Genomic DNA, 23,457 nt, shown 5'->3' on the forward strand with positions numbered 1-23,457 from the left:
CGTCGTAGTAGCCCGCCGAGCTAGCTCGGCGGGCTCCGCCGGTCCGGTCCCGACCCAGCTATCTGTGACGATTCCCGCATACCCGCTAGACCTTCAGGCGGTTGTAGATGCACAGTGGAGTGAGTCCGTCGTCGGTCGTCCGCAGCGGGCAGCCATGGCATTCCGCCTTCGTCTCGACTAGTTCCGAAGCCCCTTGGCGGGCAAGCAGGATACCGTCACGCCAGAGGTATCCACTGCGATCCTCTTCTTCCACCAACATGCCACACGAGAAGACGGCGCCGGAGGGGAAGAACTGGAGGTTGGTCCGTGACCGGGTCGCACAGGAATAGGCGTCTTCGCCGGGCAAATCGTACGCGTAGCCGAGTTCGCAGTCCACGACGAAGTCGGCGCGCGGCGGCCGGTAGGACCGAACCGGTTCCAAGACCCGATCTCGCCATTCGCGGGCCGGGACCACCTCGTCGGCGGCGTGGTGTTTGGCGCGTCCCACCAGGGAGAACCAGTGCATGTTGAGCCGCGTGGCCCCGAGGGACTCCGCGAACTCGATCATCCGTTTCACATCGCCGACCGTCGACTTCAGCACCGTGAAATTGATTTCGAACGGTCGCCCCAGCTGACGCAGCAGCTCGATCGACGCCATGACATCGGCGAATGCGCGTGGCCCTCGCATCTTGTCGAACACGGCCGCTTCGGTCGCGTCCAGGCTGACGGCCACCCGTCCCAGACCGGAATCGTGGCCGAGCCCGGCCAAGACGTCGCGAAACCGGCGACTGCCGTTGGTCACCGTTCTGGCGCTCAGACCGGCAGCCCCGATCAGGTCGATCACCTCGCGGAACCCGGGGTGCAGAGCGGGTTCACCGCCGAGCAGCGTGACCTCCTGGATCGTGCCGCTCGTGGCGGCCCAGGCGACGATGCTCCGCACCATGTCGACCGACATCCGGGTCTTGCTGTCCAGGAACTCGTCCGAGAGGAAGCAGTACGTGCACCGCCGGTTGCACACCGAGGTCAGGTAGAGGTCGATGCTGTCGACCTTGAAGTCGCCCGCAGGCAGGCCTCCGCGGGGATCCGGCGTCACCTGGTGACCGCCCGGTAGGACCAGAGTCATCGTGCCTGCTCTCTTAACTCCCAAGTGGACTGACGCATGCTACGCCGGACCGATCGGAGATGCTTGGAACCATGTCGCAACGGCCCGGGCCATGGCCGCGGTCGCAGCTGCCGGGTCCGACCGCAGGGCAGCCTGCATACCTTCCCATGAATCGATGGTCCGGCCGTTCACCGTTACGGCGACCTCGTCGACCGACACGGTCGACGCCAGTTTCACCGCAACGATGTACACCCATTCGAGCAGCTGGCTCCCCGCCGTCGACCTGGTCTGCATCCGGCGCAAGAACCTGGCCAGGTCGTGCTGACCATACGCTGTGTCACGGCGCAGTTCCTCGTACCGCCAGAGGTCCGTCCCTTCGGCCGGTGCTTCGAGATAAGGCACATACACGCTGGCGACTGGCGGAACTTCGCTCCGCTTCCGCCAGAGATCCCACATCTTCTGTTCGTCGCGGCCGCCCAAGGTGACAGCTCGTCCGCTCGCCGGCTTCATGAGACCACGTCGCTCCAAGGCCACTTCGAGGGCAAGCCAGGTGTATAGGGGTCGTAGCAGGCGCTGTGCCTCCGACGGAGGGACTGCTACGAGATCTTCGTCGGTCTCGATGACCTTTGCCGCCGCGAGCGCATCGAACGCGGTATTTTCTTTCGAGTAGAACGCCTTGGCGATCCCCCACAGGCGAGCCGCCGAATCGGTTCTGTCCATTGAGGAAAGGGTCTTGGTGAAGCGACGCACCGTGGGCATATCGGGGACGCCGCAGGCCGCGAACCACTGGCGCACTGCCTCGACGAACTCTGCTGCCAGAAAATCGGCACGCTGTTCCGGTATCCCGATGTCATCGAGGTGCAGTTCGACCGGGAGGCCGATCTTGCCGAAGCGAATCGCGGTCAGGGCGTGCACCGCATGGATGAGATGCGGTTCTCGAAGGCGGTGCGGCCAGAAGACGATTCTGGTCCGGACCGCTTGGTTGACCGGGGTATGACCGAACTTGTACTCCTTGAGTTTCCGGACTTCTTCGTCGAAGGAGGAATCAGTCGTCCGGATCCGCGTTGTCGAATCACGGCGCACGGCCTCTTCCAGCTCCTGGAAGAGGCGGTCACCGTCGATCCCGTAGTACGGGTCGACCCGCTGCGGGTTCGCCCGGAAGAAGTCGGCGAGCGTGGAGTTGATATGGCCGTGCTCACGCTCGTCTTCGTACACCGCCCAAAGGACCTCCGCCGCCGGATTGCGTTCTGCCGAGATCGCATCGTCTGAGTCGACGCGGAGCACGTGCCTGATCGTGTCGTCCCAGCCGCTGTAGCCGACCACCAAAAGCACCTTGTCGCGCAGGTGGTCGCGCAGCCAGGATTCCAGTCTCGGCCGCGAACCGCGGAATTCCGCCGGTGAGTGCAGAGTGCTGCTCCGGCAGTCACCGTGCAGGTGTACTACCGCACGAGTGCCGGGTGTGAGTTCGTCCTGCGGTGCCGCGTCGTACCCGGGGACGAGGGTTTCGACGTTGGGTGTCGTGCCGCGGAGCGCAAGCTGGAGCAAACCGTCGAAGTTGGTGGTCAGGAGGTGCCGGCAGATCCGAGTGTCGAAGGTGCGGATGACGGATGCCAGCGACCGGAGGCCGAACGGGGTGTTCCAGCCGGTCATGTCGGCTTCGACGGCGCGGAACTCGTCCTGGGTCAGCGCGCGCTGGGGGAAATCGCTGGGCAGATCGCCGTCGTAGGGTTCCAACGCGGCCTGCTGCAGGAACGCCCGCAACCGGGGGGCTCCGTGCTCGCGCCTGAGCAACCCCAGCGCCTCGGAGTACCGGCTGATGCGGTCGGACTGCACGGTGGTCGGCAACACGACCGGTCCGGTGCTTCGCACAAGATCACCGCCGGCATTCTCATCCAGGTACTGCAGAGCTCGACTCGTCAGTTCGGGCACCTCCGGCACCGAATGTGTCGTGACACCCGCACCCAGTAGGATGCACAGCTGTCGACCGTTGCCCGGTGAGGTCAGGATCTCCTGCAACCGTGCGACGAGCTTCTGCGTCATGTCCGAAGGCAAGCCGCCCCCTCCCTCTGACACGGCCGGCGGAGCCGATCGGTTCAGTGCGTTCAGCCGTCTAGTCGCGCTGTCGAGCCTGGATGTTTCGGCCGGTGGCCGGCCGCAGCAAGAGGAGCGCGGTCACGCACGCCGGGATTTCGAGCGGAGCGTGGAGACCAGGGTGTCCATGCCTTCGGCGGTCACGCCCGTCCGGAAGTCCAGCCACTGCCGGGCGCGGACGAGCGCGGGCAGATCCTTCGTGTCCGCGCCGGGCAGGAGCACGGGAATCACCGCCATCTCCGGACGTTCCCGGAGGAAATCGGCGAGCTCACCCGCCTGCCCTGCGATATGATTGGTCGTCCGGCCGACGCAGTAAAGCAGGCTGTTGGAAGCGTCGAGCTTGTCGTCGAGAATCTCTTGCCACCGTTCACCGGGTGCGGTGTGGCCGTCGAAGAACACGCGAATCCCCGCATCGGAGAGGGCTTGGACGATCTGGATGACCTCCGGGCGGTTCTCGTCCGAGAACGCGATGTATGCGTCATAGCGGACGATCACCTCGGAAGTGTCGAGCCGGGAGAAGCGCTGCCGGGCGATCAGGAAACTGACGCTTGCATGCCGCAAGGCGTGATCGGTCAGCCAGTCTCGAGCCGGCGGGCTGGCGAGGAGCTGCCGCAGCTCGGGCTCCGAGAGGAGCTTGGTGGCCAGCAGTGCCTCCGCGCCTGAGCCATCTGCCTTGGCCGCGTACATGTCGGGTGTCCACCTCGCGACGTTCGCCGCGAGCTCGTCGAACGCGGTCAACGCGGCGAAGACCTCCGGCCAGCGGTGTTCGAGGCACCGCGAAACGGCGAAGAAGCGAATCGGGATGCCGCCCGCCTGCCCGTTGGCCAGGCCCCGGCCGATCGCGAAGTCGATCAGGATGTTGTTGATGAACCGGATCACGGCCCGCGGGTTCCCGCCCAGCGCATCGGCCACCGCCGGCAGCACGGGCTGGAGCTCGGCCACTAGTTCTCCCGGCTGGTCGGCGAGGAGACCGCGGCAGAACTCGTCCATGCGGTCGGTGGACGGCGGGATGTGGAACGGCAGCTGGACGATCTTGTCCAGGTACAGCTCACCCTTGAAGTCCGCGATTCCGTACTCCGACGCATACCGGTGCTGGAGGTAGCCTTCGATCACCTTGCGCGCCACGCCGAGGACGAAGATGAATCCCGGCTGCGCGAGGACGAGCTTGATGCTCTCCAACAGCCTGATGGCCTTGTCCGGGAAGCACCGGTCGAGGTCGTCGATGAGGACGACGACCCGAACGTCTCGACCCAGCTCCACGCCGTCGAGGCTGCTGAACGCCCCGAAGTACAGGCTGCGGTCCAGCAACGGGTCCGGAGTCAGGCTGGCATCCCGCTCGATCATGTCCTTCGCCACGAACGAAGCTTCGAACTCGGCGAATCCCGGGACCTGAACCTTGGCTTTCGCGGAAAACCCGTAGGCGACGGCCCGGAGGGACCGGATGAGTTTCTGTCCGGCGGCACCGAAGCGCTGCTTGAAGTTCTTGTGCTTCTCGAGGGCCTGGACGATCGTGCCCACGAGCGGAACGATCGGGTGTTCCTCCTGCTCGTAGCGCCAGGCGTTGAACCACACCGTGACTACGTTCTCTTCCTCGGCGAGCTGTCGTTCGACCAGCCGCATGAGGCTCGTCTTGCCGGTTCCCCATTCCCCGAAGACGCCCATCGTGAACGGCCCGCGGGTATCGGTCGCCGCTGCGGCGAGGATTCGCGCGTAGGCATCGAAGCCGAGTCCGTCGAAATCGCGTCGCTGGGTCTCGCCGATCGCCTGGTCGGCGATGAGGCTGATCTTCATGAGAGCTCGCTCCGGATCTCGTTCCTGGCGTGTGTCCCCGCCCTAATCGCTCGAAGGCACCAGAATGATACGGGACGAGTGCTGGACCGCTCGGCGTGTCGGGTAACGACGTGATCCGTCAGCTGGATTGTCAGTGTTGGCCTACGGCTGCCGAGCTGTGTCGAACTCGATCACTTGGCGACCTGGAACGGGTTGTAGATCACCACGGCTGCACCGGAGTTTGCAAGCATCAAACAAGTCGCAGCCTGAAATGGATGGCGTCGGGACGGCTGGTCTACGTAGATGAGTGGGTCAGCCGGTAGTGTTTCAGGATCTGCCATGCCGTGGAGGGGTTGAGGCCAGGCAGGTTGACCGATGTGGGCCGGTCACGCGGACCTTGATCAGCCGTTGCTCTGCCCGCGACGGCGTGCGTTCTGGCTGGCAGCCCGTCCCAGAAGCCAGTGTTCATCAAGGAGACGACGGACCATGCGGAGTTTGCAGCCGAGATGCGAAGCGTGGGCTACGAGGATCTCCGGGTGGCTGGTGTCGAGGTCGCATCCATGCCGCAACCGGAGGCCTCCTCGCACGTCAAGGTCATCCGATCACGTGTCATCACAGTCGTGGCCCCGGGCGGAACCTTAGCTAGCCGGCGGGGCGCCAAGAAGAGCGTTGTACACGAGTTGAGCGCAAGCATGGCTCGGCGCGGCGATGAGCGGAAGTGCGTTTCCACCTTCTAGGGCGAACGCTGATCCGTCGAAGGTTGTGGAGGTCCCGCCTGCCTCCTGCAGGAGCAGCAAGCCGGCGGCGTGGTCCCAAACCGACTCCCACGTCAGCAGCAGGACGCAGCGTTGGCCGAGCACGACGTCGAGGTAGCTGAGGCCAGCGGTGTCAAAATGTGACAAGTTGGCGCCCGCAGTCCGCAGATTTTCTGCCAGCTCCCTGAAAGAATCAGGCCACCAGTGCATTTGTGGTGCTGCTATGTCAATGAAACCCAGTCGGGGGACGGGCGGGTTAACCTGCACGCGCTTACCATTGACGTATGCGCCGCGACCGACGATGGCGATCGCCATCGTCTTCAAGATGGGTGTGTAGGTCCATGAGCAAGCGGGCTGCCCGTCCACCACCAATGTCACCAGAGTTGCGAAACGGGGGCTCCCCGAAGTAAAATTTTGCGTCCCGTCGAGCGGATCGATGATCCAAAGCGTTTCGCTGGTTGTGAGGCGTTGCGAGAGCCTGGCACCAGAGCTGTCGGCCTCCTCTCCAACAATCTGCGAATTCGGGATCAGCTCAACAAACTTCTCAGCAAGGGCTGCTTCTGTTTCTACGTCGGCGATCGTGACTATGTCTCCAGGAGACTTCTCCCTGATATCGCTTGAATCTAGCTTGCCGAAATAAGGTAGTATGTGATTTTTGGACGCTAGTCGGATCGCATTCTCGACCTCAATGATCAAAGAATCGTCTATGATCGGTAACGGTGTCACTGTCCACAACCTCGCATCTGGCTGTTCTGGTGCGCTGCTTCCTTTATCTGTGTCCGAGCGGTCCCGTCACGGTGTGCGGGTCAGGGGAAGTCGCAGTTGGTGAGGGCAGTCAGCCCGGCCCAGGTGTACGGCACTGAATCGTGCTCGGCGCGCCACCGTTGCTGTGCTCGGCGAAGAGCCCAGGCAGGCCGGGCGCCTTGGGCGTGCAGGGTGTAGAAGAGGCTGAGGATCGTCGCCGTGGCGTGTCCGGTGCGGGGGCCGTCCGGCAAGGGGAAGAGGCCGCCGATCACAGTGCCGGCGCCCCGGCAGAGCATGACCGAGGGGATGCCGAGGGGTTCCGTCCCGACCCGGTTGTCCATGCTCCCGGAGAAGCAGGCACCGACGACGACTGTTTCGGGAAAGCTCAGCGACATCATCCGAGCCGCCGAGAGTTTCGTCTTCCGGACGGGGTCGAGCAGGAGCGAGTGAGCGAGGCCGGGCCGGTTGTCGCCGTGCACGGACATCGTGAGAAGCGAGTAGGCGCGCATGTCGGCCAGCGCGTCCACGAGAGCGGCGGCGTCGCCGGCCTCGTCGACCGACCCCGGCCAGGACTCGGTCAGCGACGTCCGTTCCAACGACAGGCCCGCACCGTCGACGCCGTGGAGGTAACTGAGGGTCCGGGAACCGGTCCTGCGCGCGGTGGGCTCGTCCCGCAGCAGGGACGACGACGGCAGGAGCGCGACCGCGGCCCGGTCGCCCAGCAGCACGCCGTCACCGTCAATGGTCAACGCGGCCCACGGCAGCCCCCACAAGGCGTTGTCGGGGGAGAAAACGATCAGCGGTACGGCGTCGTCGGCGGCGTTGGACGGTACGTCACGGACGAATTCGAGCAGTTCCGGCGGCAGCAAGGACGAGGTGAGCGACCGCCATCGGTTGTCTTGGCCGGTCAGGGCGGCATACTGCTTGGACGCTGCCCAGCCCCGGGTGGATGCACGTGCCTCCTCGGATCGCTGCTGCCCTGCTGCCGGAGGCCGGCGGCGGTCGGCGGCACCGGTGACCGCGTGCAGGGCCTCGATCTGGTCGGGCGACAACGTTTCGGTGAACAGCACTGCCGCGCGATCCGGGCCCTCCCAGCTCCCGTACAACGTGAATGAACCGGAGTCGTCCGCGATCAGCCGGGTCTGCACGTAGTGGTACCTCGGGGTCACCCGCTCACGCAGGGTTCTCGATCCCTGCACCGCTTGCCGGAACCGCGCTGATACCGCTGTCTCCAGCCGTTCGTACAGCGGTGCCGGCGACCCCGAGATGGGGGTGTCGGGATCTTCGACTTCGGCGAGCTGCCGGAAGAGGCCGGCCGTGACCGTGGAGAGTCCGGACTCCGTGCCGTTGTCGGACGTTATGACTCCGGCACGGAGCACGTTGGCGATCTCGCTTTCCCGGAGTGAGCCCAGCGTGCTGAGGAACACCGCCGCCGCTTGCGGATCACCCTGTTCGGCCAGGGCGTAGGAGGCGTCGAGGGTTTGCCGCTCCAGCTCGGCGAACTGCTGGATCGTCTCGGCCTGGTCCTGTCGCCACCCGCGGCCGGTCTTGATGGCGGCGACGATGCCGAGCAGCGCGCCACCCGCCGCGACCTGCGCCTGGAGATCGCCTTCCTCCGCCGCGATCCCGGCCCGTACCGACAGGTTGTGCGCGCGGATCCCGAGGGGCGCGTCAGCGCGCAGGTGCGTGGCGGCCGTGTCCAGGAGGCGTTTGCAACCCTCGTAGTCGCCGGCCGATCCCCGGGCGATGGCCTGGAAGTCGATCGCCTCGACGGCGTGGTCGGCCATGCCCCACTTGTGCGCCAGTTCGAACCCCTTGCCCGCGTGCGCGTACGCCTTATCGAACTCGTCGATCTGGACGTACAAGCGGGCCAGCTCGATCTCCGTCCGCACGACGGTCTGCCGGAACGCACCCCGGCGGCTCACGCGCTGGATTTCCTCGAACGCGGCGATCGCGCCGGTCGTGTCGCCCTTGCGGAGGCGGATCTGGGCCACGATCTGCAGCGCCTCGCCGAGGTTCGACGCGTTGGAGGCGCTGCGGAACCGCTGGTACGCCTGCCGGTAGAACGCCACCGCCGCGGTGCCGGAGGTGAGCGCGGGGTCGTAACGCATGAGGGTGCTGGCGACCCTCGCTCGGTTGAGGTGGATCTGGGCGGCGAGTGCGGGCATCTCCGCCAGTTCGGGGCGTTGGGTCAGTTCGTCGAGGACAAGCATCGCCTGACCGACTTCACCGGCGGTGATCAGCTGGTCGACCTCGATCATCCGCTTCATGAACGCGTCCGCGCGCTGAAGCATGGCCGGACTCGCCCTCACCCCGAACCCGGCCATCATCCACCGGTTGAACACCGCGCGGGCCGGCACCACCACCGCCGTGGTCACGGCCAGCCAAGCCCACCAAGGCATGTCAGCCCTCCTTCTCCGGCTCCGGCCGTTTGGTGAGCCGGTACGTTCCGTGCACGGCTTTGATCGCCGACCGTGGGATCAGGACGAAGTCCTCGTCCACGTCGACCCGCTCGCTGCCGCCTGCCGGACAGATGCGGATCGGCCTGCGCAGCGCCAACGCGTCCCGCGCGGGTTCCTCGGCGACCGACACCGACCGGAAGACGCCTTCCAGCAACCGGCCGTCGTCGAGTTCCACCGACAGGTAGGCAGGCTTGCCGTCCTGCTTGCGGGCGAGGACGCCCGCCCACGCCGAACCTTCTCTGAGCTGTCCCCGCTGACCCGCCGACCGGCCGGCCCAGAACCGCCCTGCTGCCGCTGCCAGCCCGAAACTGATCACGAGTACCAGCGCTGAAGATCCGACAACGCTCCACGCGCGCGTCCGCAACGCCGCCGGGTTGCCGGCAACGTCGTTCAGGGTGAGCAACCCGGGAATGATCTCGCCGACAGCCAAGACGGCGACGAGAGCCAGGATCGAGGTCAGCGCTCCCGCGGTGGCGAACTCGACCACCTCGACGACCGCACTCCTGGAGTCGCGTGGTCGGTACCGCGCGATGGCTCGGTGGTAGAGGAAGCCAGGCGACAGCGCGGCGAACAGGAAGAGGACGCCGACCGCGCCGGTGGGCAGCACCGCCCTACTTTGTTTCCTGCTCGGGGGGCGTGGGAAGCGGAAGCGCAAACGGGTCTGGCGCCAGGTACTCGTCGACGTCTTCGTCGTCGACGTACGACCGCCACTCCTGCTCGGGAACCTCTGCTCCGCTGTTCATGGACAAAGGATCGCGGCCGTCGTCCATCGCGTTACGGTGCCGGCGAGACGATCACGGCTTCGAAGCGGCCGCCGTCCACGTCATCGGCGATGATCACCGATGAGGCCCGATCCCACCCCGGCGGCATCGCCGAGACCGGCTCCGGGCGGCGCGGTCCGGCAAAGTAGTGGGCCTGCTCGGCGAGGCGAACCCGCGCTTCTGCGCGTGCAGAAGCGCGATGGGCATACGGGTACTTGCCCGAGCGATCTTCGTACGCCACGAACAACGGTGCGTTATCGGGAGGACCGGTCCATGCCTAAGCAGGGCGAACCGGCCACGAACGTGGTCGACTTGAGCCGGATCTCGCTGGCCAAACTGCGGTACAGCGACGACCCTGCCCTGCTGCGTTCACTCGATCTGGTGGCAGGACGCACCGAATGCGGTCGTTCGGCCGTCCTGCAGAACCAGGCCCCGTACCGAACTGACCGGCCGGTCATGCTCGAAACCATGCCTTCCCCAGCCCTGTCTCGACGTGCTTGCCGCCTGTGAACCGTTACTGGCTGGCGAACTCGCGGCCGTCAGCCGAAGCCGGAACCGGACAATGCTGAGAGGGATCCTGGACCGGGTCCCCGAAGATCCGGCGCTCGAAGACTCGTGGACGCTGCTGGCCGACGCGCACGCGCACGATCCCGCTGCCGCCGAATCGGTCTTGACCCAGCCGCTCACCGGCTTCTGGGCTGCCCGGATCCTGCGCCGGCTGCGCGGCGCGGAGGAAGGGGCGGGCGCCCCGCTGCCGGCGGACCTCAGCCGGCTCCGGCTGATGGCGGTCGCCGGGGCTGTCCGCGCGGGACAAGGTGACGGGTCTCCTGAGGATCTTGGCCGACCAGCTGCCGGTGGACCTGGGATTGTATTTCGTCGCTGCGTTCGGGCTGGAGCCCGGCGTTCGGGTTCCTTTTACCAGCAACGGCTCGAGCGGGTGGCCGCCCGGTTGTTCAGGGAGGTCCGGACTGTCCGGCGCCGTGTGGACTAGAGCATCGACCGCGCGGCCGAAGCGGTCCAGCGCGTCACGGAGGCGGCTGGCCGGTCTTGGGCCTAGGGGCGGTCGTCACCGTCTCGCCGGTCGGCTTGGCCGCAGAGATTTGTCGCAACCCGCCGCGGACTGCTGCAGCGGCGACAGCGCCAACTCGACCCTGAAGTTGTTCACCAGGACGTTAAGACGGTTCGGGACTGATTCGAACTCACACGGCTTGACCTGGGCAAACGCGTCTGTCGAGTCGCTGCTTCGGCGGGGAATATGACGCTGACCTGCGAAATCTCCGTGCCCCCGGTGAGATTCGAACTCACACTGGACGGGTTTTGAATCCGTTGCCTCTGCCAGTTGGGCTACGGGGGCTCGACGGCGTAACCCTACGGGATCACCGAACCCGGTCCGTGACCGGCCCCGGGGTGTCGCGCCCGCCACTTCGTGGTGAACGCCATCTCTTCTTCTGGATCGTTCCCGGTAGGCTTCAGGTTCGCGGGAAGCCGCGAGACCCACCGTCCCGCCTAGTCTTCAGGAGGACCCCGGTGACCGATCAGGCTACCGAGGCCAACGTGCCGCAGCGTCGGGTGCTCGTCGCGGAGGACGAGGCTCTCATCCGGCTGGACCTCGTCGAAATGCTGCGTGAAGAGGGCTACGAAGTGGTCGGGGAGGCGGGGGATGGCGAGCAGGCCATCTCGCTGGCCACCGACCTCAAGCCCGATCTCGTGATCCTCGACGTCAAGATGCCCAAGCTGGACGGGATCGAGGCCGCGGCCAAGATCACCGGCGACCGGATCGCCCCCGTCGTCATCCTCACCGCCTTCAGCCAGCGTGACCTCGTCGAACGCGCCCGGGACGCCGGGACCATGGCCTACCTCGTCAAGCCCTTCGCCAAGCGGGACCTCGTGCCCGCCATCGAGCTCGCCGTCAGCCGGTTCTCCGAGCTGCAGGCTCTCGAGGCCGAGGTCGCCGGGCTCACCGACCGGCTCGAGACGCGCAAGGTCATCGACCGCGCCAAGGGCCTGCTCATGAGCCGGCAGGGCCTCACCGAGCCCGACGCCTTCCGCTGGATCCAGCGCACCGCCATGGACCGCCGGACCACGATGAAGGCCGTCGCCGAGGCCGTCGTCGAAAGCATCGGGAGCTAGCCGGGCACGACGGCCGGCGGGCAGAATCACCAGGGTGAAACTGCTGCCGGCCGTCGTCGCCCTCATGCTCCTGACAGGCTGCGAAGCGGCCCAGCCGAGCACGCCCGCGCCCACCACCACCTACGAGCTGCCGCCGCGGCAGGTGCGGCCCGACGAGACCGCCCTGAAGCTGCCGCCCGTCAAGAACGGCGACACCGAGTTCGACTTGATCGGCCTCGCCGCCGGGCTGCCCAGCATCACCGGGAGCCACGCCGAGATGCTCCCCAAGGGCCAGTACGTGCGCCTGCGGCTGGTGGTCACCAACACCGGGACCTCCAGCGTCCTCTTCGACACGAAACGCCAGCTCCTGGTCGACGACCAGGGCGCGACCCACCCGTCGGACGAGCAGGCCATGCTGATCAAGCGCCAGCCCGCCCAGTTCGACCTCGGCCACGGCGTGCGCGTCGAGTTCGACCTCTACTGGGACATCCCCAAGGACCGGAAGCCGGTCACGCTCCGGGCCTTCGGCGGCCCGACCATCACCGACATGAAGAACCTCACCGGCACCGACATCAAGCTATGAGAAAGGGCCCGGTCGAAAGACCGGGCCCTTTCCGCAAACAGACGCTCAGACGCCGAGATCGCCACCGAGGTAGGCGGCTCGGACCTTCGGGTCGTTGAGCAGGTCGGCTCCGCGGGCGCTCTGCACCACGCGGCCCGTTTCGAGCACGTACGCCCGGTCCGACAGCTTCAGCGCCTGCTGGGCGTTCTGCTCCACCAGCAGCACCGTCGTGCCGCGCTTGTTGATCTCGCGGATGATGTCGAAGATCTGCGCGATCAGCATCGGCGCCAGGCCCATCGACGGCTCGTCGAGCAGCAGGACCTTCGGCTTGGTCATCAGCGCGCGGCCGATGGCGATCATCTGCTGCTCGCCGCCGGACATGGTGCCGCCGAACTGGGTCTTGCGCTCCGCGAGCCGGGGGAACAGCTCGTAGACCTCCTCGAGGTCGGCCTGGAGCTCGTCCTTGCGGGTGTAGGCACCCATCAGGAGGTTCTCCTGCACCGTCATGCCGGGGAACACGCCCCGGCCTTCCGGCGACTGGCCGATCCCGAGCAGCACGCGCTTGTGCCCCGGGGTCTTCGAGATGTCCTGGCCGTTGAACGTGATCCGGCCGCTGGTGAGCGGACGCAGCCCCGAGATCGTCTTGAGCGTCGTGGTCTTGCCGGCGCCGTTGGCGCCGATGAGGGAGACGATCTCACCCTCGTCGACCTGGATGCTCATGCCCTTGAGGGCCGCGATCTTGCCGTAGTGGACGTTGATGTCCTCGACCTCAAGAAGCATCTTCGGACACCCCCAGGTACGCCTCGATCACCTTCTGGTTGTTCTGCACCTCTTGCGGCAGCCCTTCTGCGATCTTCTGCCCGAAGTCGAGCACCGCCAGCCGGTCGCTGATGTGCATGACCAGGCCCATGTCGTGCTCGATCAGCAGCACCGTGCGGCCGTCGTCCCGGATCTTGCGGATCAGCGCCTGCAGGGCGTTCTTCTCCGCCGGGTTCATACCGGCGGCCGGCTCGTCCAGCAGCAGCAGCTTCGGGTCCGTGGCCAGCGCCCGCGCGATCTCCAGCCGGCGCTGGTCGCCGTAGGAGAGGTTCTTCGCGATGCTGTGCTCCACCCGGCCGATGCCGACGAAGTCGAGCAGCTCCCGGGCGACCTCGCGGCCCCGCTTCTCCTCCTTGCGGTGCCACGGCAGGCCGAGCGTCGCGCCGATCGCGCCCGTCTTGTGGTGCGCGTCCGCGCCCACCATGACGTTCTCCAGCGCCGTCATGTTGTGGAACAGCCGGATGTTCTGGAACGTCCGGGCGACGCCGCGCTTGGTGACGCGGAACCGCTTCATCCCGTCGATGCGGTCGCCGTCGAAGCGGACCTCGCCCTCGGTCGGCTGGTAGACGCCGGTGATCACGTTGAACACCGTGGTCTTGCCGGCGCCGTTCGGGCCGATGAGGGCGAAGATCTCACCCTCGTTGATGCTGATGTTGACCTCGCGCAGGGCGGTCACGCCGCCGAAGCGCATCGTCACGTTGTCGAACTCGAGCAAGGTGTTCACTTGGCGACCTCCGCCGACGCGTCGGAGTCCGGCCCGGCCACCTCGGCGCCCATGGCACCCATGCCGCCGGTTCCTTCCCGTAGTTCGGCCTTGCGCTGCCGGGACGGCAGCAGGCCCTCCGGCCGTAGCGCCATCATCAGCACGAGGACCGCGCCGAAGACGAAGATGCGGTAGTCGGCGAAGTTCCGGAAGCGCTCCGGCAGCCACGCGACGACGAACGCGCCGAGGATGACGCCCGGCAGGTTGCCGGCCCCGCCCAGCACGACCGCGGCCAGGATGGTCGCGGACAGGATGAACGGGAAGTTGTTCGGCTCGACGAACACGGCCTTGCTGGCGTAGATCGTGCCGGCGAAGCCACCGATCATGGCGCCGATCGCGAACGCGAGCAGCTTGAACTTGAACGTCGGCACGCCCATCAGCTCGGCCGCGTCCTCGTCCTCGCGGATCGCCGCCCACGCCCGTCCGACGCGGCTCTTGTTGAGCCGGATCGAAAAGACGACGACGAGCACGATCGCGAACAGCATCAGGTAGTAGTACGGCGCCGGGTCGAGGAAGAACTCGACCCCGAAGATCGGCTCCGGGTGCGGGACGTTGGTGATGCCGCGCGCGCCGCCGATGGCGTCGGTGTTGTTCGCGGTGATCCGGACGATCTCCCCGAAGCCCAGGGTCACGATGGCGAGGTAGTCACCGCGTAGCCGTAGTGTCGGTGCGCCCAGGATGACGCCCGACACCGAGGCCAGGAAGATGCCGAGCACCACCGTCGGCCAGAACGACCAGCCGTACTTCGTGCCGATCGCGGCCCAGGTGTAGGCGCCGATCGCGAAGAACGCCACGTACCCGAGGTCCAGCATGCCGGCGTGGCCGACCACGATGTTGAGGCCGACGGCCAGCAGGATGTACGTCCCGATCGGGAAGATCAGGACCGTCGTCCAGTCCGAGTCCGGCGACATGAACGCGCCGATCCACGGAGCGGGCAGGATCAACGCGAAGACGATCAGCAGGATGTAGACGCCGTAGCGCTGCCACTGCGGAGCGCCGGCCCACCAGTCCCGCATGCCGTCGACGGGGTGGAAGCCCCGGCGGGCCGGGGATTCGTTTTCGGGTGCCACTTCGTCGCCTTTCATACGCGTGCCCGCTGCAGCGATTCACCGAGAATGCCGGTGGGCCGGAACATGAGCACGAGCACCAGGATCACGAAAGCCGTGACGTCCTTCCAGGCCGAGCCGAGGAAGATGGAGCTCCAGTTCTCGACGAGACCCAGCACGATTCCGCCGAGCAGGGCGCCCCGCAGGTTGCCGATACCGCCGAGCACCGCGGCGGTGAACGCCTTGATGCCGAGCAGGAATCCGATGCGGTAATCGGTGTTCTCGTATTCCATGACGAACAGCGCGGCCGCGACACCCGCCATGGCCCCGCCGAGCAGGAACGTGATGCGGACGATGCGGTCGATGCTCACGCCCATCAGCACGGCGGCCTCGGGGTCCTGGGCGGTCGCGCGGATACCGCGGCCGATCCGGGTCCGGCGCACCAGCTGGTCGAGGATGACCATCACGATGACCGCGCCGACGATCACGAAGACGTGGTCGGTGCGCACGACGCCGTTGCCGATCCGGAACAGCTCCTCGTGCGGCACGAAGCGGGGCGCGGACTGCTGCACGCGGCCCGACTTGCCGAAGACGTCCGGGATGACGATGAGCGCGAACAGCTCCTGCAGGAACAGCGACGCGCCGATGGCCGAGATGAGGGCGGCGAGCCGGGTCGCGCCCTTCTTCCGCAGCGGCCGGTAGGCGACCTGCTCCAGGACGATCGCGGACCCGCCGGAGACCAAGGCCGAAACCACGATCAGCAGCAGCAGGATCCCGATCATCGAAAAGACCGTGAACGGCGCCGAGGGCGCGATGGTGATGAGGATGAACAGGGACGTCATCGTCCCGATCATGAAGATTTCGGAGTGGGCGAAGTTGATCAGCCGCAGCACGCCGTAGACCATCGTGTAGCCCAGGGCGATGAGGGCGTAGATGGAGCCGGCTACCAGGCCGCCGATGGTGCTGCCCAGAAACTGGCTCTGCAGATCTTGGAACATGACGTAGTTGCCTTACCTGACGGGGCGAGGATGGTCGCCACATTGGCGGGGAGCGGGGGTGCTGTGGCCGTCCACAGCGCCCCCGCTCCCGTGAGGTGTTCCGCTAATCCGTCAGCCGTTGATCTTGGCCTCGGTCGACGCGCCGAGGTTCTTGATGACCCCGCCGACGACCTGGTAGACGTAGATCGCGTTGGTCTGCGGCTCGCCGTTGTCCTTGAACTTGATCTGCTTCGACGCGCCCTTGAAGTCTTCCGTCTTCAGGAAGTCGTTGATCTTCTCACCGGTGGTGTTGCCGGCCTTGACCGCGTTGATGATGGCGGTCGCGGCGTCGTAGCCCTCGGTGGCGTAGATCGCCGGGTCGACGTTGAACTTGGCCTTGTACTTCGCGGCGAAGTCGTTGCCGGGGGCACCCGGGTCCGGGATGTTGCACGGGCAGCCGACCACGGCCTTCTCGGCGGCCGCGGCACCCGCACCGGAGACCAGCTGCGGGTCGAGCGAGCCGTCACCGGTGGCGAAGATGGCCTTCACGCCACCGTCGCGGAGCTGCTTGAGCAGCCGGCCGGCCTGGGCGTAGTAGCCACCGAAGGTGATGACGTCCGGGTTGGCGGCCTTGACCTTCGAGACGGTCGAGGAGTAGTCCGACGCGTCCTTGGCGAACTTGTCGCGCTCGGTCGTGATGCCCTTCTCCTTGAAGGTCTTCTCGAAGGCGTCCGCCAGGCCGACGCTGTACTCCTGGTCGTCCGAGATGACGTACGCGTTCTTCGGCGACTTCGCCGTGATGAGGAAGTTCGCGATGGCCGGGCCCTGGTCGTTGTCGTTCGCGACGACGCGGTGCCAGTACTTCCAGCCGTTCGCGGCGAGACCCGGGTTGGTCGCCGACGGCGACACGCTCGGGACCTTGCCCTGCTCGAGGACACCGCCGACGGCCTTCGACTCACCGGAGAACGCCGGGCCGATCAGGGCCGTGATCTTGTCCGTGCCGATCGCGGTCTGCACCAGTGAGGTGGCCTGCTCCGGCTTGCCCTGGCTGTCGTAGTTCTTCAGCTCGAGCTTCACCTTGGGGTTCGTGGCGTTGTACTCGTCGATGGCGAGCTTCGCCCCGTTGTTGGGCGGGATCACGATCCCGGAGTTCTCCCCGGTCAGGTCGCCCATGAACCCGATCTTCAGCGTGCTGCTGTCACCGCTGCCCGACGAGCTGCTGCCGCCGGCACAGCCCGCCAGCGCCAGCGACGTCGCCGCTGCGAGGGCGAGAACCCGTCCAAAACGCACTCCTGACACCGACTACCTCCCATGACCAACCAGCCGCCGGTAGGCGTTGCCCCCGACACAGGGGCTAGGTTAGGGCAGGAAGATATCCCTCTCGCCCGTCATGTGCACAGGCGGCCTCACTACTCTGTGTCCACATCGTGACGATCGCAACCGACACGAATTGCACGAAAAGCCGAACGACGTTTCGTTACAGCCCGCCGCTGGTCACGTAGCGATACTAAGTATCGGGGCTCGTTATGCGAATGGGTGACAGCCGTGTTTCGGCGGTATGTCATCGTCCATTTCGGCGGGCGGTGCGTGGCCGGTTTCCCGCCGATCCGCTGTTCACCCTGGCGGGGGTCGCCGGGAGCGGGCACCGCCGTAGGGATGCACCTTACGTCCGGTTCGCGCCGCCGATCGGACCAGCCCCCCCGTCCGGGTCTGCCCGAAAGGCCGCCCGGCCCGACCGGCCGTCACAACCAACGGTTGTCGTGGCCGCCGGAACGGCTGTTGGACCCGCACCCCGCCCCGGCTGTTCGCTGGAAGCAGCCGAGAGACAGGGAGAGAAGGATGCGGGAAGCGATCGAGGGCGTCGCGGCGGGCGTGCCGTTCGTGGCGCTGGCACCGGCGGACCCGGCCGCGCCGGCGGCGCTGCTGGCGGGCTGGCACCTGATGGAGGAGCCGTCGAACGAGCGGGCCTTCGCCGAAGCGGTGCCGATGACCGGGCTGCAGGCGTGGCGGGTCTACTTCGGCCTGCCGCTCACCGGGGCCCGGCTGCCCGAGGGCGGTCCGGCGGAGCTGTTCCGGCTGGCGAGTGAGGACGCGGTGCTCAACGTCTTCGCGCCGGTCACCGAGCAGGCGGTCGCGGAGTTCCCCGCCGCGCTGGCCGAACTGCGCGACCGGCTGCCGGGCGCGACCGGCCCGCTCGGCGTGTTCGGTGGCTCGGCGGGTTCGCTGGTGGCGCTGGAACTGCTCGCCCGCGCCGACGTCGAAGCCGCCGCGGTGGTCAGCCCGGTCGCCCGGCTGGCGCCGGTGATCGGCCGCAACGAGCGGCTCTTCGACATCACCTACCCCTGGACGCCGAAGTCCCGGGCCGTCGCCGACCACTACGACTTCGTGCGCCGCGCCGGCGAGCTGACGGCACCGCTGCTCCTGGTCGCCGGGGCCGACGACGACGTCGCCGTGCGCGAGCCGGCCGAAGCGCTGCGCGAGAAGCTGGGGACCGAACTGGTGACCGTCGACGGGATGGCGCACGAGTTCCCGCCGGGGACCCCGGAAGCGAAGGCGGTCGACGCGGCCTTCACCGCGTGGTTCGCGCGGCGGCTGCGAGCTTGACGTCGTCCTCCGGCAGCCAGGCGTGCCCGGGGTCGTAGGCGCACCAGTCCTCTTCACGGCTGGTGCGCCCGGCCAGCGCCAGCAGCCGCCGCAGCGCCGGGCTCGCCTTGCCGCGCCGCCAGACCAGCGACCACGGGAACAGCGGCGACGGCTCGAACGGCAGCACCGTGAGGTTCAGGTCCGGCGCGAGCTCCATGTCCGCCCCGGCGAGGGTGACGCGCCGCTTGCCGTAGCGCGTCTGCTCCAGGGTGTGCCGCAGGTCGAAGCTGACGCCGGAGTCGTCGATCGGCACGCCGAACCGCTCGCACAGCTCCCGCAGGTAGGACAGCCATTCCGCCGGGCCGCGCAGGCCGGGCAGCCAGATCCCGTCGGCGCGCAGGTCGTCGAGCCGCAGGACGTCCTGCTGGGCCAGCGGGTGCTCCGGGGCGAGCAGCGCGACCAGCGGTTCGAGCCGGACGACCCGGTGTTCCAGCCCGTCGGGCAGCGGCCGGCCGATGCCGCTGACCCGGCCGATGGCGAGGTCGAGCTCACCGGACAGCAGCGGCTCGACGGCGCCGGCGAACCCGCCGCCGGCGACCCGGTCGATCCGCAGCGCCGGCTCCCGCTCGGCGAGCCGGCGGAGCAGGAAGATGGGGGAGAGCCGGTAGTCGACGACGTCGAGGCGCAGCGGGCGGTCGTCGGCGCCCATCGCGGCCACCGCCGCGTCGGCCACCCGCACCAGCTCACGCGCGTGCGGCAGGAAGCGCTCGCCGTCGGCGGTGAGCTCGACCGACCGGTTGGTGCGCAGGAACAACGGCGTGGCGAGCGCGTCCTCGAGCTTCCGGATCCGCTTCGACAGCGCCTGCTGCGTGAGGAACAGCGCCTGGGCCGCCCGCCCGAAGTGACGGTGTTCCGCGGTCACGACGAACGCCCGGACCTGGGCGAGGTCGAGGTCCACGCCCTCAGGCGCCCGGCGGGCGGTCCCGGACGACGCAGGTGAGCCGGGCGGTGCAGGTCCGCCGGCCCTCGTCGTCGGTCAGCACGATCTCCGCGGTGATGGTGCCGCGGCCGACGTGCAGCGGCGTCGCGACGCCGGTGACCGTGCCCGCGCGGACGGCCCGGTGGTGCGTGCAGGACAGCTCCAGCCCCATCGCGGCGCGGCCCGGGCCGGCGTTCAGCGCGGCGACCGTCGAGCCCAGCGCTTCGGCGAGCACGGCGTTGGCGCCGCCGTGCAGCAGGCCGTACGGCTGGAGGTTGCCTTCGACCGGGATCGTGCCGACGACGCGTTCGGCCGTCGCCTCCAGCAGCTTCATGCCGACCTTGTCGTTCAGCTGCTGGTCCGCCGCCGCCGGGTCGATACCCGACAGCCGCTCCACGTCGATGGGGGCGGCGCTGTCCGTCACGCAAAGCTCCTGTTCCTATGCGACACGTAAGAGTGTCGGACCCTCAGCCTAGACTCGGCCCCGTGAGCCCGAGTGAGAAGACGACCGTTGCCAACGCCACAGGAACCACCTCTGTCGCAGAGCGGCCGAAGCTGCTGCTGATCGACGGCCATTCGATGGCCTACCGCGCTTTCTTCGCCCTGCCCGCGGAGAACTTCAAGACGAAGACCGGCCAGGTCACGAACGCGGTCTTCGGCTTCACCTCGATGCTCATCAACCTGCTGCGCGACGAAGCGCCGACCCACCTGGCGGTGGCGTTCGACCTCTCGCGCAAGACGTTCCGCTCGGAGACGTACGCGGAGTACAAGGCGAACCGCAGCACGACGCCGGACGAGTTCCGCGGCCAGGTGGACCTGGTCAAGGAGGTCCTCGAGGTGCTCGGGATCCCGTCGCTGGTCAAGGAGAACTTCGAGGCCGACGACATCATCGCCACGCTCACGACGCAGGCGACGGCCGACGGCTTCGACGTCCTCATCTGCACCGGCGACCGCGACGCGCTGCAGCTGGTCAACGAGCACGTCACCGTGCTGTACCCCAAGCGCGGCGTCTCGGAGATGACCCGGTTCACCCCGGACGCCGTCGAGGAGAAGTACGGGCTCACCCCGCGGCAGTACCCGGACTTCGCCGCGCTGCGCGGCGACCCCTCGGACAACCTGCCGAGCATCCCCGGCGTCGGCGAGAAGACCGCGGCCAAGTGGATCAAGCAGTTCGGCTCGCTCGACGACCTCATCGACCGCGTCGACGAGGTCAAGGGCAAGGTCGGCGACGCGCTGCGCGCGCACCTGTCGTCGGTCCAGCTCAACCGCCAGCTGACCGAGCTGATCCGCGACGTCGAGCTGGAGATCGCGCCGTCCGGGCTGGAGCTGCGCCCGTGGGACCGCGAAGCGGTGCACGCGCTGTTCGACGAGCTGGAGTTCCGCGTGCTGCGGGACCGGTTGTTCGCGACGCTGCAGAGCGCCGAGCCGGAGGCCGACGAAGGCTTCGAGGTCTCGGGGTCCGCGCTCGCGCCCGGCGCGCTCGGGGCGTGGCTCGAGGCACACGCGGGGGAGGGCGAGCCGGTCGCGCTGAGCTTCCGCACGGTCGGCACGTCGGTCCGGTCCGACCTGCGCGCGGTCGCGTTCGCCTCGGCCGACGGCGAAGGCGCGTACGTCGACGTGACGGCGATGGACCAGGCCGACGACGCCGCGCTCGCCGCGTGGTTCGCCGACCCGAAGATCCGCAAGATCGGCCACGACCTCAAGGTGGCGCTGCACGCGATCCGCGCCCGCGGCTGGGCGCTCGCCGGGCTCGCCATGGACACCGCGCTCGCCGCGTACCTCGTGCGGCCCGGGCAGCGCACGTTCGAGCTGGACGACCTCGCGCTGCGCTACCTGCACCGCGAGCTGCGCTCGGAGACCGACGGCGGCGACGGTCAGCTGTCCCTGCTCGACGGCGGCGCGGAAGGCCTGGAGCAGAAGGAGATCGACGAGGAGCTGGTCAAGGCCCGCGCGATCTTCGAGCTGGCCGGCGCGCTCGACAAGGAGCTCGAGCAGATCGGCGGCGCGCGGCTGCTCGCCGAGCTGGAGCTGCCGCTGCTGGAGGTCATCACCGAGCTGGAGATCGCCGGGGTGGCCGTCGACCTCGAGCAGCTGACGTCGCTCGAAGCGCACTACCTCTCGCGCGTCACGCAGGCCGCCGAAGCGGCGTACGAGGTGATCGGCAAGCAGATCAACCTCGGCTCGCCGAAGCAGCTGCAGGTCGTGCTGTTCGACGAGCTCGGCATGCCGAAGACCAAGCGCACCAAGACCGGCTACACCACCGACGCCGAGGCGCTGCAGGGCCTGTTCGAGAAGACCGAGCACCCGTTCCTGCAGCACATGCTGGAGCACCGAGACGCGACGAAGCTGCGCACCACGGTCGAGGGCCTGATCAAGTCCGTCGCCGACGACGGCCGGATCCACACGACGCTGCTGCAGACCATCGCGGCCACCGGGCGTCTGTCGTCGACCGAGCCGAACCTGCAGAACATCCCGGTCCGCACCGAAGAAGGCCGCCGCATCCGCGACGCGTTCGTCGTCGGCGAGGGCTACTCCGAGCTGATGACCGCGGACTACAGCCAGATCGAAATGCGGATCATGGCGCACCTGTCGAAGGACGAGGGCCTCATCGAGGCGTTCCACTCCGGCGAGGACCTGCACACGTTCGTCGCGTCGCGGGCGTTCTCGCTGCCGCCGGAGGAGATCACGCCGGAGCTGCGCTACCGCGTCAAGGCGATGTCGTACGGGCTCGCGTACGGGTTGTCGGCGTACGGGCTTTCGCAGCAGCTGCGGATTTCCACCGAAGACGCCAAGTCCCAGATGGAGGCGTACTTCGCCCGCTTCGGCGGCGTGCGCGACTACCTCCACTCGGTGGTCGGCGAAGCGGCGAAGAGCGGCTACACGGAGACGATCTTCGGCCGGCGCCGCTACCTGCCGGACCTCAACAGCGACAACCGCCAGCGCCGCGAGATGGCCGAGCGGATGGCGCTGAACGCCCCGATCCAGGGCAGCGCGGCCGACATCATCAAGGTCGCGATGCTCAACGTCCACAATGCGCTCGTCGCGGCGAAGCTGAAGAGCCGGATCCTGCTGCAGGTGCACGACGAGCTCGTGCTCGAGGTCGCCGACGGCGAGCGCGAGCAGCTGGAGAAGCTGGTGCGCGACGGCATGGGGTCGGCCTACGACCTGGCGGTGCCGCTGGAGGTCTCGGTCGGCTACGGGCGGTCCTGGAACGAAGCCGCCCACTGAAGTCACGCTGCGCCACGACCCGAATCACCGGGTCGTGGCGCTGGTGTACTCGGGCGGCCGTCGTCGGTTGCCGGTCGCCGAGACGAAGCTGGCGTGCATGGCCAGTGACTTCCAGCGACGCAAGATCTCCGGCGTGTTCGGCGCGATGGACGCCGACGCCGACGGCTACCTGACCGAGTCCGACTTCCGCGCGCTCACGGCGAGATGGCTCGCCGTGCGCGGCACCGACGTCGGCACGCCCGAGGGCGAGAAGCTCGCCGCGATCATGATGGGCTGGTGGGCGACGCTGCGCGACGCGTCCGATCGCGACCGTGACGGCAAGGTCACCCTCGACGAGGTCCTCGCCGTCGTCGACGAACTGCCGAAGATGCCGGGTGCGGTCACCGGCACGGCGGCGGCGATGTTCGAGGCGGTGGACGAAAACGGTGACGGCACGATCTCGGCGGCCGAGTACCGGCGCATGATCGAGGCGTGGAGCGGCACCGGCGTCCCGACGGACGAGGTGTTCGCGTTGTTGGACACCGACGGCGACGGTCGCTTGTCCCACGACGAGTTCACCGGTCACTGGTACGAGTTCTGGGCCGGCGACGACCCCGCGGCGGCCGGCAGCTGGGTGTTCGGCCGTGTCTAGCAGCACAGGGTTTTTCCGACGGCTCTGACGAAAATACTCACCGGCACACAACACCGTTCGGCGTTCCTACCAACGGAGGACTCCGTTCGGGTGAGC

Annotated in this window: 21 protein-coding genes and 1 tRNA gene; 6 read left to right on the forward strand and 16 right to left on the reverse strand. The window is 67.6% G+C overall.

The features are described from left to right. Positions 1–85 precede the first annotated feature (85 nt). From ACIRSS_RS42205 to ACIRSS_RS42240, 8 genes are all read right to left on the reverse strand, one after another. Positions 86–1,102 carry a radical SAM protein gene (locus ACIRSS_RS42205; RefSeq protein WP_400905561.1) on the reverse strand — a complete coding sequence of 339 codons (1,017 nt, stop codon included), beginning with the start codon at positions 1,100–1,102 and terminating at the stop codon, positions 86–88. Between the two features lie 39 nt (positions 1,103–1,141). After that, on the reverse strand, positions 1,142–3,121 hold the full coding sequence (locus ACIRSS_RS42210) for an SIR2 family protein (RefSeq protein ID WP_400905564.1): 1,980 nt from the start codon (positions 3,119–3,121) through the stop codon (positions 1,142–1,144). A gap of 132 nt (positions 3,122–3,253) precedes the next feature. Then, positions 3,254–4,963 carry a P-loop NTPase fold protein gene (locus ACIRSS_RS42215; protein WP_400905567.1) on the reverse strand — a complete coding sequence of 570 codons (1,710 nt, stop codon included), beginning with the start codon at positions 4,961–4,963 and terminating at the stop codon, positions 3,254–3,256. A gap of 617 nt (positions 4,964–5,580) precedes the next feature. Next, on the reverse strand, positions 5,581–6,393 hold the full coding sequence (locus ACIRSS_RS42220) for an inositol monophosphatase family protein (RefSeq protein ID WP_400905570.1): 813 nt from the start codon (positions 6,391–6,393) through the stop codon (positions 5,581–5,583). A gap of 110 nt (positions 6,394–6,503) precedes the next feature. Beyond that, positions 6,504–8,843: a CHAT domain-containing protein gene (locus tag ACIRSS_RS42225; RefSeq protein WP_400905573.1), complete on the reverse strand. Its 2,340-nt coding sequence runs from the start codon at positions 8,841–8,843 to the stop codon at positions 6,504–6,506. A 1-nt stretch (position 8,844) separates the two neighbouring features. After that, positions 8,845–9,510, reverse strand: a complete 666-nt coding sequence (locus ACIRSS_RS42230) for a DUF6338 family protein (RefSeq protein WP_400905576.1) — start codon at positions 9,508–9,510, stop codon at positions 8,845–8,847. 4 nt (positions 9,511–9,514) lie between these two features. Continuing rightward, positions 9,515–9,673 carry a hypothetical protein gene (locus ACIRSS_RS42235; RefSeq protein WP_400905579.1) on the reverse strand — a complete coding sequence of 53 codons (159 nt, stop codon included), beginning with the start codon at positions 9,671–9,673 and terminating at the stop codon, positions 9,515–9,517. Positions 9,674–9,677: 4 nt separating this feature from the next. After that, positions 9,678–9,905, reverse strand: a complete 228-nt coding sequence (locus ACIRSS_RS42240; RefSeq protein ID WP_400905581.1) for a hypothetical protein — start codon at positions 9,903–9,905, stop codon at positions 9,678–9,680. Between the two features lie 32 nt (positions 9,906–9,937). Here ACIRSS_RS42240 and ACIRSS_RS42245 point away from each other — a divergent pair, with 32 nt between their 5' ends. Further along, a complete protein-coding gene (locus tag ACIRSS_RS42245; protein WP_400905584.1) occupies positions 9,938–10,174 on the forward strand; it encodes a hypothetical protein in 237 nt (78 codons plus the stop codon). Positions 10,175–10,944: 770 nt separating this feature from the next. Here ACIRSS_RS42245 and ACIRSS_RS42250 read toward each other — a convergent pair. Then, positions 10,945–11,018 (reverse strand) — tRNA-Leu (locus tag ACIRSS_RS42250). 173 nt (positions 11,019–11,191) lie between these two features. Between ACIRSS_RS42250 and ACIRSS_RS42255 the strand changes: the two genes are divergently transcribed. Both ACIRSS_RS42255 and ACIRSS_RS42260 read left to right on the forward strand, forming a co-directional pair. Further along, positions 11,192–11,794, forward strand: coding sequence for an ANTAR domain-containing response regulator (locus ACIRSS_RS42255; protein ID WP_004559041.1), 603 nt, complete (start codon positions 11,192–11,194; stop codon positions 11,792–11,794). Between the two features lie 34 nt (positions 11,795–11,828). Further along, on the forward strand, positions 11,829–12,356 hold the full coding sequence (locus ACIRSS_RS42260) for a DUF4352 domain-containing protein (RefSeq protein WP_400905587.1): 528 nt from the start codon (positions 11,829–11,831) through the stop codon (positions 12,354–12,356). 45 nt (positions 12,357–12,401) lie between these two features. On the opposite strand, the gene ACIRSS_RS42265 is transcribed toward ACIRSS_RS42260, so the two are convergent. From ACIRSS_RS42265 to ACIRSS_RS42285, 5 genes are all read right to left on the reverse strand, one after another. Beyond that, a complete protein-coding gene (locus ACIRSS_RS42265) occupies positions 12,402–13,115 on the reverse strand; it encodes an ABC transporter ATP-binding protein (protein WP_400905590.1) in 714 nt (237 codons plus the stop codon). Continuing rightward, on the reverse strand, positions 13,105–13,878 hold the full coding sequence (locus ACIRSS_RS42270; protein WP_400905593.1) for an ABC transporter ATP-binding protein: 774 nt from the start codon (positions 13,876–13,878) through the stop codon (positions 13,105–13,107). Before ACIRSS_RS42270 ends, ACIRSS_RS42265 begins: the two co-directional genes overlap by 11 nt. Then, positions 13,875–15,002 carry a branched-chain amino acid ABC transporter permease gene (locus tag ACIRSS_RS42275; RefSeq protein ID WP_400905595.1) on the reverse strand — a complete coding sequence of 376 codons (1,128 nt, stop codon included), beginning with the start codon at positions 15,000–15,002 and terminating at the stop codon, positions 13,875–13,877. Before ACIRSS_RS42275 ends, ACIRSS_RS42270 begins: the two co-directional genes overlap by 4 nt. Next, on the reverse strand, positions 14,999–15,961 hold the full coding sequence (locus ACIRSS_RS42280; protein ID WP_400905598.1) for a branched-chain amino acid ABC transporter permease: 963 nt from the start codon (positions 15,959–15,961) through the stop codon (positions 14,999–15,001). Before ACIRSS_RS42280 ends, ACIRSS_RS42275 begins: the two co-directional genes overlap by 4 nt. Before the next feature lie 111 nt (positions 15,962–16,072). Beyond that, positions 16,073–17,230, reverse strand: coding sequence for a branched-chain amino acid ABC transporter substrate-binding protein (locus tag ACIRSS_RS42285; protein ID WP_400905600.1), 1,158 nt, complete (start codon positions 17,228–17,230; stop codon positions 16,073–16,075). 549 nt (positions 17,231–17,779) lie between these two features. On the opposite strand from ACIRSS_RS42285, the gene ACIRSS_RS42290 reads away from it, so the two are divergent. Next, positions 17,780–18,544: an alpha/beta hydrolase family protein gene (locus ACIRSS_RS42290; protein WP_400905601.1), complete on the forward strand. Its 765-nt coding sequence runs from the start codon at positions 17,780–17,782 to the stop codon at positions 18,542–18,544. Here ACIRSS_RS42290 and ACIRSS_RS42295 read toward each other — a convergent pair. Further along, complete coding sequence (locus tag ACIRSS_RS42295; protein ID WP_400905604.1) at positions 18,510–19,481, reverse strand: LysR family transcriptional regulator; 972 nt, start codon at positions 19,479–19,481, stop codon at positions 18,510–18,512. The genes ACIRSS_RS42290 and ACIRSS_RS42295 overlap by 35 nt on opposite strands. Positions 19,482–19,485: 4 nt before the next feature. Beyond that, positions 19,486–19,926, reverse strand: coding sequence for a hotdog fold thioesterase (locus tag ACIRSS_RS42300; protein ID WP_086678973.1), 441 nt, complete (start codon positions 19,924–19,926; stop codon positions 19,486–19,488). A gap of 62 nt (positions 19,927–19,988) precedes the next feature. Here ACIRSS_RS42300 and polA point away from each other — a divergent pair, with 62 nt between their 5' ends. Next, complete coding sequence (gene polA, locus ACIRSS_RS42305) at positions 19,989–22,730, forward strand: DNA polymerase I (protein WP_400905607.1); 2,742 nt, start codon at positions 19,989–19,991, stop codon at positions 22,728–22,730. A 97-nt stretch (positions 22,731–22,827) separates the two neighbouring features. Further along, positions 22,828–23,361, forward strand: coding sequence for an EF-hand domain-containing protein (locus ACIRSS_RS42310; RefSeq protein ID WP_400905610.1), 534 nt, complete (start codon positions 22,828–22,830; stop codon positions 23,359–23,361). Positions 23,362–23,457: the final 96 nt, after the last annotated feature.

Origin of the sequence: Amycolatopsis sp. NPDC101161, from assembly GCF_044768185.1 — a bacterium.
In the GTDB taxonomy this organism is placed as follows: domain Bacteria; phylum Actinomycetota; class Actinomycetes; order Mycobacteriales; family Pseudonocardiaceae; genus Amycolatopsis.